This is a genomic window from Flavobacterium sp. RHBU_24 (genome assembly GCF_046613695.1).
Classification (GTDB): Bacteria; Bacteroidota; Bacteroidia; order Flavobacteriales; family Flavobacteriaceae; genus Flavobacterium.
Genome location: NZ_JBKJHD010000030.1, coordinates 1 through 16,510, shown reverse-complemented (window position 1 = coordinate 16,510; position 16,510 = coordinate 1). Strand labels below are relative to the sequence as shown.

The window sequence follows — 16,510 nt, the reverse complement described above, 5'->3', positions numbered from 1 at the left end:
GACGGAGGCGTTTTTTTATACTTTAGTAAAAATCAAAGCCTAATGTCTATCATTTGGATTTTTTTATACATTTGTAAAAATCAACCAGATTATGATAAAAAAGTTACTCCTTTTGCTTTGGGTGTTCTTGCCTGTTTTGGCATTTGCCCAACCTTCTAATGATGATTGCGCGAACGCAACTCTCATAACACCCGGCAGCACGATAGAATGCGTATCTTCTGTAAATGTTTCGCTACAAAATGCAACAGCCAGTGCTTTACCCGTAAGTTGCGATGGCGTTGCCGATGACGATGTGTGGTACCGTTTTACCGCAATAAACGACCGCCATAGTATTACGACCAGTAACTTAACGGGCACTAGTTCTGCGCTGAGGTTTGAAATTTTTAGCGGCTCTTGCACGGGTACTTTAGTTACTTGCGGCACAGCAATAAACACTACTATACTTGTTGACGGGCTTACCGCAGGTACAGAATATTACATCAGGATATTTACTTTTATAACTTCTACCAATCCAAATCCTGCGATAACCTTTGACCTGTGTATTACAACCCCGCCAAACTCTATCTCAATTAATACCACACAATACTCCGTAACACAACTGGTTGAAGAAGTGCTGATGCCGCAAACCGGTTTCACCATATCAAACATTACATCATATACCGGCATAAATGTTGCTGCTACCGAGCCTAACGGTATAGGTTATTTTATCCGTAACGGCACTGACTTCCCTTTTGAAAACGGTGTTGTGTTATCATCCGGAAATGCTGTGCTGGCAGAAGGCCCGAATTTAACAACGCAAAATGGGGGTGCCGCTAACTGGCCCGGCGATACTGACCTTGATGCCTTTTTGCCTGGCGGTAACCAGGTAACCCGCAATGCTACAAAGCTTGAATTTGATTTCGTTCCGGATGTCAACCAGCTTAACTTTAATTTTTTGTTCGCTTCAGAAGAATACGGACTGTATCAATGCTTCTACGGAGATCTTATCGGTATATTTTTAACCGATAATGCTACCGGTATTACAACAAACCTTGCTGTTGTACCCTTTACCAATACGCCTATTTCTACCGGTTCGGTGAGAAATGCTGCTTATAACAGTCCGGGGAATACCTGCCCAAGTGCTAATCCTGCTTACTTTGATGCTTATTATCCGCAGGGCACAATGACCGCCGCAACAAACTTTAATGGGCTAACCGTGGCTTTTACAACCGAAATGCCTGAACTGGAGCCGGGACACAGCTACCATATTAAGTTTGTAGTTGCAGATTATGTAGATGCAGCTTTTGATTCGGCTTTATTTATACAGGCAAGTACCTCTGAAGTGCCGGTGCAAGAAATTATTGTTAACGGCCCTGAAAGCTATTATGCATGTGATGATAATAATGATGGCTATGCAAACTTTGACCTTGATACCCTTATCCCGCAATATCTTAACGGTATAACCCCTGCAGGCGACTATGCTGTCACTTTTCATCAAACCCATGTTGACGCGGTTATCGATGCTAACCCTCTGCCGTTATCCTATACAAATATTGAAGCATACGGGCAAACCGTGTATGTACGCATAGAGAGTACAGAAGATCCTGAAAACTATGTTATTGTGTATTTATCTTTGGCCACTACGCCTGTACCTTCAGTTGCAACAGATACAATAAATACACTCTACACCTGTATCGGCGTACCGGTTGATGTTACGGTTAACGTAGTTAACATCCCGAACATAGAACAATACCAGGTTACTTATCATGCCACTATTGAAGATGCTTCCGAGAACCTCAACCCGTTTGCAGACCCTTCAGCCGTTGTCCTTACAGGCAGCAACAATTCGGTTTGGGTACGCGTACAGAATAACGATAACATAGTGTGTTACGAAATTATACAACAACCTATCGAATACTGGGAACAGTATGTAACGATTAGCATAAGCGGCACCCAGGCAGCCGTAGTGTTTGGCAACGGCATTGACCCCGGAAATTACAGTTTTTCGCTTGATGGCACCATCCAGAACGGGCCTGCTTTTAGCGGACTTGAGTATGGCGAGCACATTGTAACAATAACAAATATAGGTTGTGGGACTGTAGTTGCCCTGAGCTTTTTAATCCTGCCGGATGCACCACTGGGAGAAGCAACACAAACCTTTACCGAAGGGCAAACCCTGGCCGACCTTGAGGTAGAAGGCCCGAACATACAGTGGTATGCCACCGAAACCGGCGATACCGCCCTTGCCGAAGAAACATTGCTTGAAGATGGCGAAACCTATTATGCCACGCAATCGGCTAACGGCTATGAAAGTACACAGCGCCTTGCCGTTACTGTAAACCAGGTAGCAGGGTTAGCGACTAATATTGCCCAAACCCTAAAATACTACCCTGGGCCGGGCCACACCTCAATTATTATTGAAAATTCCCACGCCATTAAAACCGTAACATTATATAACACATTGGGCCAGATGATATATACTGCAGGAATTAACAACAATAACACAGCTATTGATATTTCTGCCCTTGCAAAAGGAGTTTATCTTTTAAAAATAGCTGCTGACAATGGTGCTACTACCTTTAGAATTTTAATTGAATAGTATGTCAAGGGCTTTTATTATAGTAACGCCTCACTTTGTGGGGCGTTTTTTTATCGATTTCCCCTTGCTGTACTGTTTATCATAAGCTGATTGGGTAAAGCCACAAGAAATTCGTTAATTAGACCTGGCAAGAAGGCAAACCTAATATTACGACCACACCGCCTACCACGATTAACTAAGAAAACCTTATTTTTGCCACTAAACCATTTCAATGCGCTGGACCCTTACTCCCACCCCAAATCCCGATACCGTAAACAAACTCGCTGATGCCCTGGGGGTAGATACCCGCATCGCAACGCTGCTGGTGCAGCGCGGCATCAGCACGTTTGAGGAAGCCAGGCAGTTTTTCCGGCCGTCGCTGGACGATTTGCACGACCCGTATTTAATGAAGGATATGGATAAGGCTGTGGCGCGTATAGAACAGGCAATTGACCGTGGTGAAAACATACTGGTTTTTGGCGATTATGATGTAGATGGCACTACGGCTGTGGCGCTCATGAGCGGCTACCTGCGCACGTTTTACGCGAATGTAGATACTTATATCCCCGACCGGTATGGCGAGGGTTATGGCGTGTCATTCGCCGGGATAGACTATGCCGACGATAACGGCTGCTCGCTGATAATAGCATTAGACTGCGGTATTAAAAGTCCCGATAAGGTGGCCTACGCCAAAGAAAAGGGTATTGACTTTATCATCTGCGACCACCACCGCCCTGGCGATACGCTACCCGAAGCAGTTGCTGTGCTGGACCCCAAACGCGACGACTGCTTCTATCCGTACGACGAACTCTGTGGTGCAGGGGTGGGCTTTAAGCTGGTGCAGGGGCTGGGTGCCAACCGTGGCCAAACAATTTTAGACCTGCTGCCCTGGCTTGACTTGGTGGCCACAGCCATAGCCGCAGACATCGTGCCCATAACGGGCGAGAACCGGGTGCTGGCTAAATTTGGGCTGGACGTTATAAACACGAGTCCGCGGGCGGGGATAAAGGCGCTGATACAGAACATGAAGCGGCAAACGCTTACCATTAGCGATGTGGTGTTTACCATTGCCCCGCGCATTAATGCCGCCGGACGTATAAGCCACGGTAAGCACGCGGTGGCGCTGCTAACCGAGTTTGATTTGCCCCAGGCAGAAGCCTTTGCCGCACAGATTGAAACCTTTAATACCGACCGCAAGGGCCTCGACAAACAGATAACCGCCGAAGCATTACTACAAATAGACCGCAACAACGACCACGACCGCAAAACCACCGTGGTGTACAATGAAGAGTGGCACAAGGGTGTGATAGGCATCGTGGCATCGCGGTTGATAGAAACGTATTACCGCCCCACGCTGGTGTTTACCAGGAGCGGTGATAAACTTGCCGCATCGGCACGCTCCGTGCGTGATTTTGATATTTATAATGCCCTTGAAGCCTGCGCCGATTGCCTGGAGCAGTTTGGCGGGCACATGTATGCCGCCGGGCTTACCCTTAAGGAGGAGCAGTATGAAGCCTTCAGGCAAAAGTTTGAGGAAGTGGTAAGCGCTACCATAGCCCCGGAGCTGCTGATTCCCGAAATTAAAATTGATGCCGAAATTGACTTTGCCGACATTACCCCGAAGTTCTTCCGCATCCTGAAGCAGTTTGAGCCATTTGGCCCCGGTAATATGACACCCGTGTTCCTTACCCGAAACCTGCGCGATACCGGGTTTGGCAAGGCCATAGGCAGCGACAGCGAGCACCTTAAGCTGTTTGTAAAGCAGGGCGCTTCAGAAGGCTTTGGCGCGGTGGGCTTTGGCCTCGCCAAAAAAAAGGACCTGACCTGCAACGGCGACACCTTTAACGCTGCCTACAGCATTGAGGAAAATGCCTGGAACGGCGAGGTTAGTTTGCAGTTGAGGTTGAGGGATGTGCGGTGTGAGTAGTGTTAGTTGACAGTGGTCAGTTTGCAGCTTCTTTGCTGGCGCTAGCGTTGCGCTCGTGCCTCAAACGTATATAACATATTGTTTCAGAACGCTTTTAAAGTTGCACGAGCGGGACGCTTGCGCCAGCAACGGGGAACGAATTGACTATAAATAACATCTCTATGGCAAACTTGTTATTTACTATTATATATATCACAATCAATTTCTGCGCCAATAGTATTAAGAAATTGCAGAGTTTGCTTATCAAAAGACAAGCCGGGTGTTTCATCCCCAAGATACATTACAACTTCAAAAACAAAGTGAAATTCAGGATTTTCAGATTTCAGTTTTAAAAACTCCGACGTATGATTGCTTAACTTTGAAATAAGCTTCGCTATTTCATCAGCATAAAACGGGTTAGTAAAATTGCCCGATGAATATTCCCAGCTTGTGCATACGGGTATTTTTCCCTTCTCGAACATTTTACTGAAAGTAGTAGGCTTAATGGTCAAATGGCTATTAAACCATTCCAAATCAATACTTTTATTTTCGGTCTTTATCGCCAAGTATATATAGCCAGTCGTATCTTTCATTAATTCAAATGATTTTTGTAAAAATAAACTAATTTTAAAAAATGACTACGCCAGAAAACAACATATACACCCCATCCCAAAAATCCCCACAGGATTTCCTCACCCCATCACAACCTCACCAAATCAAAAAATGATATACCTTTGCCTCAAAACTCGCACCCGTGAAAAAAATCCTCATTATAGACGACGAAGAAAAGCTAAGGGCGCTCATGGCCCGCATCATTTCGCTTGAAGGCTTTGAGGTAGTGCAGGCGGCTGACTGTAAGCAGGGCCTGAAGAAACTCACGCAAAACGACATTGATGTGGTGCTGTGCGACGTAAAGCTGCCCGACGGCAACGGGGTAGACCTTGTTACCACCATTAAACAGGGGTATCCGGCGGTAGAGGTTATATTGCTTACGGCATACGGCAACATTCCTAATGGCGTACAGGCTATAAAAAACGGCGCGTTTGACTATATTGTAAAAGGCGATGACAACAACAAAATCATCCCCCTGCTGCACCGGGCGGTAGAAAAAAGCGTGCTGACCCAAAAAGTAGCGCAGCTGGAAGCCAAGCTGGGCGAGAAATTTTCGTTTGAAGGCATCATCGGCGCATCGGGTAAAATTATGCAGGCGGTAGAGTTGGCTAAAAAAGTTGCCCCAACCGATGCCACTGTGCTGCTTACCGGCGAAACGGGTACGGGCAAGGAGGTATTTGCGAACGCCATCCACCAGAACAGCCACCGCAAGAACCATAACTTTGTTGCCATAAACTGCTCGGCTTTCAGCCATGATTTGCTGGAGAGCGAAATGTTTGGTCACGTGGCCGGGGCATTTACCGGCGCGGTTAAAGATAAAAAAGGCCTTATTGAAGAAGCACATAACGGCACCATATTCCTGGACGAACTGGGCGACATGCCCAGCGACCTGCAAGCCAAACTGCTGCGTGTGCTTGAAAACGGCGAGTTTATAAAAGTGGGCGAAAGCAAGGTAACCAAGGTGAACGTGCGGGTAATAGCCGCTACCCATAAAAACCTCATCATCGAAATTGAGGCAGGCAACTTCAGACAGGATTTGTACTACCGCCTTTCGGTTTTTGCCATACAGCTGCCGCCCCTACGCGAGCGTGTTAAGGATATTGAGTCCCTGGCACACTATTTTGCCAACTACTTTGCGCTGAAGACTAACAAGCGTGTTTCGGGCCTTTCTGCTGATTATATAAAATCACTACAGCTGCACAACTGGCCGGGCAACATACGCGAACTCAAAAACGTGATAGAGCGCAGCATCATACTAGAAAACAGCACAGCCCTTACGCCGGATAGCCTGCCCTATGAAATTCAGCAGCTGCAAGCCGGAGGTACAAATGAAGGCGGCAAAACCCTCTCGGCATTTTCATTGGCCGCCGCCGAAAAACTGCACATACAAAAGGTTTTTAACCACACTAACGGCAACAAGGCCGAAACCGCACGCCTGCTCAACATAGGCATTGCCACGCTGTACCGGAAGATTGAAGAATACAAGATTCAATAAGTCGAAAGGCATAAAGTCGTAAAGTCTGGGTTCAATGTCGACGAAGGAGACATCTCTAAAATTTTTCACCGCAATTTCACTTCAAATCCTGGAAGGTTTTAAAAAACTTGTAGGTATAAACCTACCCACAAATTAAACCTACAAGGTCGGCGAGACCTTGCAGGTTGTGTAAACCCCTATAACCCTATCATTATGATACACCCCACGCTATCAAAACGATAGGGTTTTTTATTTGGTACAACTTCAAAATATACATAACACATTGAAAATAAACACTGTGAAATAAAAAATAATTTCAGGTATAACATTTGGCTATTACATGGCAACATCAAATAGTTTCAAAATGAAAAACCATGTAAAAACCGCTTCCACCAAGGCGGTACAATTTGCAGAAATTACTAAAAATTTTATACGCAGCGGTAATATCAGCAGGGCTAAAAAATGCCTTGATATGGCCGAACTCCTTTTTAAAAATGGCACGACAGAAACCCGCAGTGCCATAGCCTCTATCTACGTCAATTCGGTTTCCACCTTTATGGAGCTGCGCAACTGCACGGTATCAAAACTTTTTCCACCTACGCTTAAACGCGAATACATCGCCCAGGTAAACGCTTACGGGGTTTAATCCTTCAATTTTTAATCGTTTAATCTAAAAATTATGACCGCATTATTTATAGTAGCCCTGCTGGTTTTTGCCTACATCTGCTACGTACTTGTAAAACCCGAAAAATTTTAACCCATGAACAGCGAAATCTTTGGCATTATTGTAATGTATGCGCTGGTGTTGCTCATGGCAATACCGCTGGGGCGCTACATTGGCAAAATATTTAATTACGAACCCACGTGGCTTGATAAAATTTTTAATCCTATCGACCGGCTGTTTTTTAAACTGGGCGGCATTGACGAAACCGTAGAAATGACCTGGAAACAGCACCTTAGTGCGCTGCTTACCATTAACGGCGTATGGTTCATCCTCTCTATGTTTGTACTGCTTAATATGGAGTGGCTACCCCTTAACCCAGACGCTAACCCGGCCATGAGCCTTGACCTTGCCTTTAACACTACGGTGAGTTTTATTACCAATACCAACCTGCAGCACTACAGCGGCGAGAGCGGCTTGTCTTATCTCGGCCAGCTTACGCTGATGCTGTGGCAGTTCATCAGCGCGGCCTGTGGTATGGCGATCTGTGCCGTGGTATTTATGGCCATGAAAGAGAAAACGTCAGCTACACTGGGTAACTTTTACAGCTTTTTTGTGCGTTCGGCTACCCGCGTGCTGCTTCCTCTGTGTATCATAGTGGCTACCATATTAGTGTTTAACGGCACACCCATGACCTTTGAAGGCAAAGACCATATCACTACCCTCGAAGGCAAAACACAGGACGTAAGCCGCGGACCCGTAGCCGCCTTTGTAGCCATAAAACAGTTGGGCACCAATGGCGGTGGGTTCTACGGACCCAACAGTGCCAACCCGATGGAAAATCCTAATTACCTTACCAATATTGTAGAAAGCGTAAGCATCATACTTATTCCCATAGCGTTACTATTTGCGCTGGGCCATGTGTTGCGCAGGAAAAAACTGGCCTGGACCATCTTTGGCGTAATGACGCTGGGGTTTGCGCTGCTGCTTATCCCCACAATAATAGCGGAAACAGGTGGCAACCCCGCACTTGACAAAATGGGCATTGCACAAAACCTGGGCAGCATGGAAGGCAAAGAGATACGCTTCGGTGCCGTGTCCTCGGCAAACTGGGCTACCTATACCACCTGTACCAGTAACGGATCGGTTAATGCCATGCACGACAGCTTTACACCCATAGGCGGTGCCACAACCCTCCTGGGCATGATGGTAAACTGCTTTTATGGCGGTGTAGGTGTGGGCTTCCTTAACTTTTACATCTTTATCATACTGGGCGTGTTCATCAGCGGATTGATGGTAGGCCGTACACCGGAATTCCTCGGTAAAAAAATTGAAGCTAAAGAAATGAAGATTGCCATGGCGGTAGCACTGCTGCACCCGTTCCTTATACTGGCCGGCACCGCGCTGGCAAGCTACCTCTACGCCGGCAATCCCGAAGCGTATGCCGGTTGGCTGGCCAACCCCGGTTACCACGGCTTTAGCGAAATGCTCTATGAGTTTACCTCTTCGAGCGCTAATAACGGCAGCGGGTTCGAAGGCCTGGGCGACAACACCCCGTTCTGGAACATTGCCACTGGCATCGTGATGCTGCTGGCACGCTACCTGCCCATCATTGGCCCGGTGGCTATTGCGGGACTGCTTGCCGCTAAAAAATACGTCCCTGAAAGTTCAGGCACGCTAAAAACCGACACTTCAACCTTTGGCTTTATGGTACTGGCAGTCATCTTTATAGTAGCGGCGCTGTCGTTCTTCCCTGCCCTCACACTCGGGCCTCTGGCCGAATATTTTTCATTATACCAATAAATCTTAAAAATGAAAAGCAATAACGCAAGCCTGTTCCAGCCCGATTTGGTTAAGCAGGCACTCAAACAATCGTTTATAAAACTTAACCCCGCGTCGCTGGTTAAAAACCCGGTAATGTTTACGGTAGAGATAGGCACCGCCATAATGCTGTGCGTTTGCGCGTGGATACTCACCGGCGAGCAAAGCCAGGGCAGTTTTACCTATAACTTTGTTATTTTTCTTATACTGCTGTTTACGCTGCTGTTTGCCAACTTTGCCGAGGCCATAGCCGAAGCACGCGGCAAGGCACAAGCCGACAGCCTCCGCAAGACCCGAGAAGAAACCCCGGCTAAAAAGATTGAGCTGATGGGAGAAATTTACAAAGACGAAATACAGGTAGTACCCTCATCTACCCTTAGAAAAGGCGACCGTTTTATTTGCGAAGCCGGCGATACCATTCCCACCGACGGCGAAATTATAGAGGGCCTTGCCACGATAGACGAAAGCGCCATAACCGGCGAAAGCGCTCCGGTAATACGTGAGGCCGGCGGAGATAAAAGTTCGGTTACCGGGGGTACAAAAGTACTTTCAGACCGTATAATCGTACAGGTTACCACCGAACCGGGCGAAAGCTTCCTCGATAAAATGATTGCACTGGTAGAAGGGGCTTCGCGCCAAAAAACACCTAATGAAATAGCGCTTACCATACTCTTGGCGGGCTTTACACTGGTGTTCATCATTGTGTGCGTTACACTGAAACCCTTTGCCGATTATGCCAACATCAGCATTACCATAGCATCGTTCATCTCGCTGTTTGTATGCCTTATCCCTACTACCATAGGCGGACTGCTTTCTGCCATAGGCATTGCGGGCATGGACCGTGCGTTGCGAGCCAATGTGATAACCAAATCAGGTAAGGCCGTAGAAACCGCGGGGGACATTGATGTACTACTACTCGATAAAACAGGAACGATAACCATAGGCAACCGTAAGGCCACGCACTTTTACCCTGCCGCGGGCATAAGCGAAAAAGCCTTTGTAAAAGCCGCCGTACTCAGCTCTATGAGCGATGACACGCCTGAAGGTAAATCAATAATCGAACTTGCTGCTACCGACCCAAAAAGCTTTGGCGTGCAAAACCCACGCTTTATAAAATTTACAGCCGAAACGCGTAGTTCGGGTGTGGACTTTGGCGAAAGCCGCATCCGTAAAGGGGCCTATGATGCCATTAAGAATTTGGTAACCAAAGCGGGCAACCCGTTCTCTGATGAAATAACCACCATAGTAGAAAAAATTTCGGGTAACGGCGGTACACCGCTTGTGGTGGCTGAAAATGAGAAAGTACTGGGCGTGATTGAGCTTCAGGACATTATAAAAACCGGTATTGCCGAACGCTTTGAGCGCCTGCGCAAAATGGGTGTAAAAACCGTGATGGTTACCGGCGACAACCCGCTTACCGCGAAGTTTATTGCTGAAAAAGCCGGTGTGGATGACTTTATTGCCGAGGCCAAACCCGAAGACAAGATGAACTACATTAAGGCCGAGCAGCAGCGTGGTAAGTTGGTCGCCATGATGGGCGACGGTACAAACGACGCGCCCGCCCTCGCCCAGGCCGATGTGGGCGTAGCCATGAACAGCGGTACACAGGCGGCCAAGGAAGCCGGTAACATGGTAGACCTTGACAACGACCCCACCAAACTTATTGAAATTGTAGAGATAGGCAAGCAGCTGCTCATGACACGCGGCACGCTCACCACCTTTAGTATCGCTAACGACGTGGCCAAATACTTTGCCATCATCCCGGCGCTGTTTATATTAGCCATACCAAAGTTGCAGGGGCTTAACATTATGGGCTTGCACAGCCCGGAGAGCGCCATACTGTCGGCTGTTATATTTAATGCCATCATTATCCCGTTCCTTATCCCGCTGGCACTTAAGGGCGTTGCTTATAAACCCATTGGGGCTTCTGCCCTGCTGCGCAGCAACCTGTTCATTTACGGCCTGGGCGGTATTATTGTACCGTTTATAGGGATAAAGGTTATTGACATGCTGGTCGCTGTGTTTTTTTAATTTTTTAACTATCAGGTAAGTGCTGTCATTGCGAGGGAGGAACGACCGCGGCAATCTTAGCACTGCTTTTTATGAGATTCCTTCTATCGTCGGACCCGAGGGCCAGACAGAACTGGCGAAGCAATGGAGGAATCTCGATAAAGATTACATAATTAATTTCGTTTTTCATGAGCGATTTCTCGACTTTGCTGAGCTGCGCTCGAAATGGAAAACCGCACATAAATAATAAAACAAAATGAAAAATCATATCATGCCTGCCATCAGGCTCACCGCGTTCTGCGCCCTGTTCTTTTCCGGTATCTATACCATGGGCATTTGGGGCATTGCCCAGTTGGCGCCCAACCAGGGCAACGGCTTTATTACCGAAGTAAACGGCAAACGCTACCATACTAATGTAGCCCAGGGATTTACCAAAAATGAGTACTTTTGGCCAAGGCCCAGCGCGGTTGATTATAACGCGGCAGGGTCGGGCGGCAGCAACAAAGGCCCGGCCAACCCGGAGTACCTTGCCACCGTGCAAACCCGTATTGACACCTTTTTGCTTAAAAACCCGGGCGTGGCAAAAACTGATATTCCCGCCGAGCTGGTTACCGCCAGCGGCAGCGGCCTAGACCCTGATATTTCATTGGCGGCAGCCCAGGTACAGGTAAAACGCGTTGCGAAAGCAAGGGGAATTAGCGAGCAAAAGGTAAACGATGCAATAGCAGCTAATTTGCAACAACCGCTACTGGGCTGTTTAGGAACTGAGAAAATAAATGTATTGCAACTTAATTTAGCACTGGATAGGCCTCACCCCAACCCCTCTCCAAAGGAGAGGGGCTAGCTTCACTCGAATGTTTTGAGTGCTAACCAAGTATAAACAAAGTAATAATTAACGCCCTGTACCCGTTCATGCTCCCCTCTCCTTTGGAGAGGGGCCGGGGGTGAGGCCAACATCAACATAATGAAAAACATCATAAAAATAGCCGCATTGCTTGCCACAGGCGTTGCCGCAACCGCACAAACCGATACTGTTAAAGTACTGCCTCCATCAGAAATTCCAGCGCTAAAATTCAGCGGGTATGTGGAGACGTATTATGCGTATGACTTTAACGAACCGGAAAACAACACACGCCCGGCGTTTTTTTATTCGCACAACCGCCATAACGAAGTGGCCCTAAACCTTGGCTTTATAAAAGCTGCTTATGATAACGGCAGCGTGCGCGGCAACCTGGCGCTTATGGCAGGCACATACGCAAATGCCAACCTGAGCGCAGAGCAGGGCGTAATGAAAAATGTGTATGAAGCCAATGCCGGGGTAAAGCTTTCTAAAACGGCTAACCTGTGGGCAGATGCCGGTATATTTGGGTCGCACATAGGGTTTGAGAGCGCCATAGGCAAAGACTGCTGGAGCCTTACCCGCAGCATACTGGCGGATAATTCGCCCTACTATGAGGCCGGGGCTAAAGTATCCTACACCTCGCCTACGGGGCAGTGGTTTATCAGCGGTTTGGTATTAAACGGCTGGCAGCGCATACAGCGTCCGGACGGCAACAAAACCCTCGCCTTTGGGCACCAGCTTACCTACAAACCTTCGGCTAAAGTTACCCTGAACAGCAGTTCATTCATTGGTAACGATAAGCCCGATGTAGATAAAAGAATGCGGTACTTCCATAACTTTTACGGTATTTTCCAGTTGACAGACTCATTTGGGCTTACCGCAGGCTTTGACATTGGCGCCGAGCAAAAAGCAAAAGGCAGCGACAGCTATAACAGCTGGTATTCGCCTGTGCTTATTGCCAAATATGCAATAAACAGCAAAGCTTCAGTAAGCGCGCGTGGGGAGTATTATACCGATAAGAATGGGGTAATCATTTCTATAGAAACGGAAAATGGTTTCCAGACGGTTGGCTATTCGCTAAACTTTGACTACAATATTTACAGTAATGTGGTGTGGCGCATAGAAGCCCGCAGCCTGAACAGTAAAGACGACATCTTTATAAAAGACGGCACGGCTAAGAACAGCAATACGTTTGTAACCACCGCACTGGCAATAGCATTTTAAAAATGGCCGACAGGGATACCAACGCACAGCGCTTTCTCGACCTGATACAAAAGTCGCGCAAGGGTAAGTTTAAGGTCTACATCGGCATGAGTGCCGGTGTAGGCAAAACCTACCGTATGCTGCAGGAAGCCCACACCCTGCTACGCAACGGCATTGATGTAAAGGTAGGTTTTATAGAAACCCACAACCGCGCCGAAACCCATGCCTTACTGGATGGCCTGCCTGTGATTCCGAGACGGTCTATATTTTACAAGGGCAAATTTTTAGACGAGCTCGATGTGCAGGCGGTCATAAACCTGCGGCCTGAAGTAGTAATTGTTGATGAATTGGCCCACACCAATATTGAGGGCAGCAAAAACGAAAAGCGCTGGCAGGACGTACTGGATATTATAGATGCCGGCATTAACGTGATAAGCGCGGTAAACATTCAGCATATAGAGAGCCTTAATGATGATATACGCGAAATTACAGGTATTGAAGTAAAGGAGCGCATACCCGACAGCGTGCTTAAAGCGGCTGATGAGGTGGTAAACATAGACCTTACCGCCGATGAACTTATTACGCGATTAAAAGAAGGTAAAATTTATACGCCCGACAAAATTCCGCAGGCGCTGAATAATTTTTTTAAGGCAGAGCACATATTGCAGTTGCGTGAGCTTTCGCTAAAAGAAGTAGCCAGCCAGGTAGAGCGCAAGGTAGAAACGGAGGTTACCGGCCTTAAAAACCTGAAGCAGGAACGCTTTATGGCCTGCATAAGCAGCAACCACCAAACGGCAAAAACGGTGATACGCAAAACCGCACGGCTGGCCAACTACTACCACAGCAAATGGATACTGCTGTATGTAGAAACCCCGGCCGAAACCCCCGACAAAATAGCGCTGGACAAGCAACGCCACCTGATTAATAACTTTAAGCTGGCTACAGAGCTGGGCGCGGAAATTATTAAAGTAAAAAGCAGCCACGTAGCCGCCGCCATTACCTCACAAGCCGAACAACGCAGGATAACCACCATTTGCATTGGCAAGCCGCACCTTACCCTGTTCAGGGTAATTTTGTCTACCAATATTTTTAATGCGCTGCTAAATAAGCTATCTTCGAGTGATATTGACCTGATTATACTTTCATAGATCATGAATATAAAAACCAAGCTGGCCATAGGTACCGGCACGCTGTTCCTGCTCATTACACTGCTTTCGGCGCTGGCCATACGGCAGGTAAACCTCCTTGCGCAGGACACTAAAAACATATTGGTAGCCAATTATATTTCGCTGGATTATGCCCGTAATATGTATAAGATTATTGAGAATGATACGCTTTCGGCGGAAAATGTAACCCGGTTTGAAAATTATCTTTTACTGCAAAAAAAGAACATAACCGAAATAGGCGAAAAAGAACTGACAGACGACCTCAGCCAGCATTTTAACGAACTCCGCAGGGATGTGGCTAATCCTTCACATATAAAAAACATCCGGGCCGACCTTAATAACATCATGAAGCTCAACATGGATGCCATACAGCGCAAAAGCGGCACTGCCGAAACAACCGCCGAAAGTTCGATATGGTGGATTAGCGGTACAAGCGCGGTGTGTTTCCTCATTGGGTTTACCCTTATTTTTAACCTGCCGGGCTATATTGCAAACCCCATTAGCGACCTTACCGAAAGCATAAAGCAAATAGCCGCAAAAAATTATGCCCAGCGGGTGTACTTTAAAGGGCACGATGAGTTTGCCACGCTGGCGAAGTCGTTTAACACTATGGCAGAAAAATTAGAGGAGTACAACAACAGTAACCTGGCCAGCCTGATGATGGAGAAAAAGCGGGTAGAAACCCTGGTGGGCAACCTGCACGACCCGGTAATAGGCCTTGACGAACACAACAGGATATTGTTTATAAACGGTGCCGCGCTTGCCATTTCCGGACTAAAGAAGGAAGCCATTATTAACCGCCCGGCAGAAGAAATAGCACTGCATAACGACTTAGTGCGTTCCCTGTTACGGCACTTAGGTTCCGGTGAAAACAGGAAGGCTGAAACCCTTAAAATTTATGCCGACCATAAGGAAAGTTATTTTGAAAAACAGCTGATACCCATAAGCATAATCCCCACAGGTGAAACCGATAGCAAAGAAATAGGCGCGTTTATCATCCTGCGCAACATTACCGCGCACAAGGAACTTGATTTTGCCAAGACTAATTTTATAGCAACGGTATCCCACGAGTTTAAAACGCCCATTGCCAGCATGAAAATGAGCCTGCAACTGCTGGAAAATGAGCGCACCGGCCTGCTTAATGACGAACAAAAAAGCCTGGTATCGGGCATACGGGAGGATGCCGAGCGGCTGTTGCGCACCACGGGGGAACTGCTTAATATTACCCAGGTAGAAACGGGTAATACACAGCTAAACCCGGTAGCGTGCGCCCTTGCCCCGGTTATTGACGATGCTGTAGCTACTACACATAAACTGGCTCAACAAAAAGGGGTTACACTCAATGTAGCCGTACCGGAAGGGCTACCAAATATTTTTGCCGACCGTGAAAAAACCACCTGGATTATTTCTAACCTTATTTCTAATGCCATTCGCTATTCATATGAAAGTGCTACTGTTACCATAACCGCAAAACAGGAAAGGCAGTACATACAGGTAAGCATCGCCGATACGGGTATGGGTATCGACCCGAAATACCAGGCTCGCATATTTGACAAATACTTTCGCGTGCCGGGTACCGAAAAAGAAGGTACCGGCCTGGGTCTCGCCATAAGCAAAGAATTCATTACAGCATTGGGCGGCACGATTACTGTAAAGAGCGCGCTGGGCGACGGAAGCACGTTTACTGTAAGTTTACCAATAGCATAAGATACCTTTCAAATGTGGGGAATGTTGTGGTAAACAGCGGCTTTATACCTAAACTCTTGATGCAATTTGCTGTTTACGGGTTTTGTTTCTTATACCTTCCCTATAAACCAACAAAGGCAGCCGGATGGCTGCCTTTGTTTATTAGTATTTGTTTGTCAATGTGCGTTTGGGTGAAGCTACTGCCACTGAACACTGAACACTGCCTGCTAAAACTATCGTTTCATTGCAAAGTGTGCCCTGAATACCCTTTCGGTGTTGCCTTCGGTAAACTCTACGCGGAACCAGTAGTCGTCTGAAGGTAGTGGCGCGCCGTTAAAGGTGCCGTCCCATCCTTCGCCATCCGTTACCCGTGAGGCAGGGCTCAGTTGCTTAATGAGCTTGCCGTAGCGGTCAAAGATGTAAATACGCGCCTCAGGGTGGGCATCCATGCCTGTTACATTCCAGTAGTCGTTAATGCCGTCGCCGTTAGGGGTAAAGAACCTCGGGTAGTCTATAACGCTAACGCCCGGTATCGGCAGCATATCGCACGGGTTATCAGTCTTCACATCCCTC

At 47.3% G+C, this 16,510-nt stretch carries 13 protein-coding genes; 11 read left to right on the top strand and 2 right to left on the bottom strand.

Annotated elements, in window-relative coordinates:
• Window positions 1-91 precede the first annotated feature (91 nt).
• A complete protein-coding gene (locus tag ACLI09_RS17555; RefSeq protein ID WP_411420951.1) occupies window positions 92-2,578 on the top strand; it encodes a choice-of-anchor L domain-containing protein in 2,487 nt (828 codons plus the stop codon).
• Window positions 2,579-2,789: 211 nt separating this feature from the next.
• Entirely contained in the window at window positions 2,790-4,484 is a 1,695-nt protein-coding gene (gene recJ, locus ACLI09_RS17550) for a single-stranded-DNA-specific exonuclease RecJ (RefSeq protein ID WP_411420950.1), read from the top strand.
• A gap of 173 nt (window positions 4,485-4,657) precedes the next feature.
• Here the strand turns inward: recJ and ACLI09_RS17545 are convergent, their stop codons facing one another.
• The gene (locus tag ACLI09_RS17545) at window positions 4,658-5,056 is read right to left on the bottom strand and encodes a DUF4279 domain-containing protein (protein WP_411420949.1); all 399 of its coding nucleotides are present in this window, start codon (window positions 5,054-5,056) and stop codon (window positions 4,658-4,660) included.
• A 161-nt stretch (window positions 5,057-5,217) separates the two neighbouring features.
• Here ACLI09_RS17545 and ACLI09_RS17540 point away from each other — a divergent pair, with 161 nt between their 5' ends.
• The 9 genes from ACLI09_RS17540 (at window position 5,218) to ACLI09_RS17500 (ending at window position 15,958) form a co-directional block, all read left to right on the top strand.
• On the top strand, window positions 5,218-6,570 hold the full coding sequence (locus tag ACLI09_RS17540; protein WP_411420948.1) for a sigma-54-dependent transcriptional regulator: 1,353 nt from the start codon (window positions 5,218-5,220) through the stop codon (window positions 6,568-6,570).
• A gap of 343 nt (window positions 6,571-6,913) precedes the next feature.
• A complete protein-coding gene (locus tag ACLI09_RS17535; protein WP_411420947.1) occupies window positions 6,914-7,195 on the top strand; it encodes a hypothetical protein in 282 nt (93 codons plus the stop codon).
• Between the two features lie 33 nt (window positions 7,196-7,228).
• Window positions 7,229-7,306, top strand: a complete 78-nt coding sequence (locus ACLI09_RS17530; RefSeq protein WP_411420952.1) for a potassium-transporting ATPase subunit F — start codon at window positions 7,229-7,231, stop codon at window positions 7,304-7,306.
• A 3-nt stretch (window positions 7,307-7,309) separates the two neighbouring features.
• The gene (gene kdpA, locus ACLI09_RS17525) at window positions 7,310-9,013 is read left to right on the top strand and encodes a potassium-transporting ATPase subunit KdpA (RefSeq protein WP_411420946.1); all 1,704 of its coding nucleotides are present in this window, start codon (window positions 7,310-7,312) and stop codon (window positions 9,011-9,013) included.
• Window positions 9,014-9,022: 9 nt separating this feature from the next.
• Entirely contained in the window at window positions 9,023-11,062 is a 2,040-nt protein-coding gene (gene kdpB, locus ACLI09_RS17520; RefSeq protein ID WP_411420945.1) for a potassium-transporting ATPase subunit KdpB, read from the top strand.
• Between the two features lie 235 nt (window positions 11,063-11,297).
• Window positions 11,298-11,885 carry a K(+)-transporting ATPase subunit C gene (locus ACLI09_RS17515; RefSeq protein WP_411420944.1) on the top strand — a complete coding sequence of 196 codons (588 nt, stop codon included), beginning with the start codon at window positions 11,298-11,300 and terminating at the stop codon, window positions 11,883-11,885.
• A gap of 120 nt (window positions 11,886-12,005) precedes the next feature.
• Window positions 12,006-13,106 (top strand): porin, encoded by a 1,101-nt coding sequence (locus ACLI09_RS17510; RefSeq protein ID WP_411420943.1) that lies wholly within the window; start codon window positions 12,006-12,008, stop codon window positions 13,104-13,106.
• 2 nt (window positions 13,107-13,108) lie between these two features.
• Entirely contained in the window at window positions 13,109-14,233 is a 1,125-nt protein-coding gene (locus ACLI09_RS17505) for a sensor protein KdpD (protein WP_411420942.1), read from the top strand.
• Window positions 14,234-14,236: 3 nt separating this feature from the next.
• Complete coding sequence (locus tag ACLI09_RS17500; RefSeq protein WP_411420941.1) at window positions 14,237-15,958, top strand: ATP-binding protein; 1,722 nt, start codon at window positions 14,237-14,239, stop codon at window positions 15,956-15,958.
• Between the two features lie 212 nt (window positions 15,959-16,170).
• Here ACLI09_RS17500 and ACLI09_RS17495 read toward each other — a convergent pair.
• Window positions 16,171-16,510, bottom strand: a 340-nt coding sequence (locus ACLI09_RS17495) for a T9SS type B sorting domain-containing protein (protein WP_411420940.1), incomplete at its 5' end; no start/stop codon positions are given.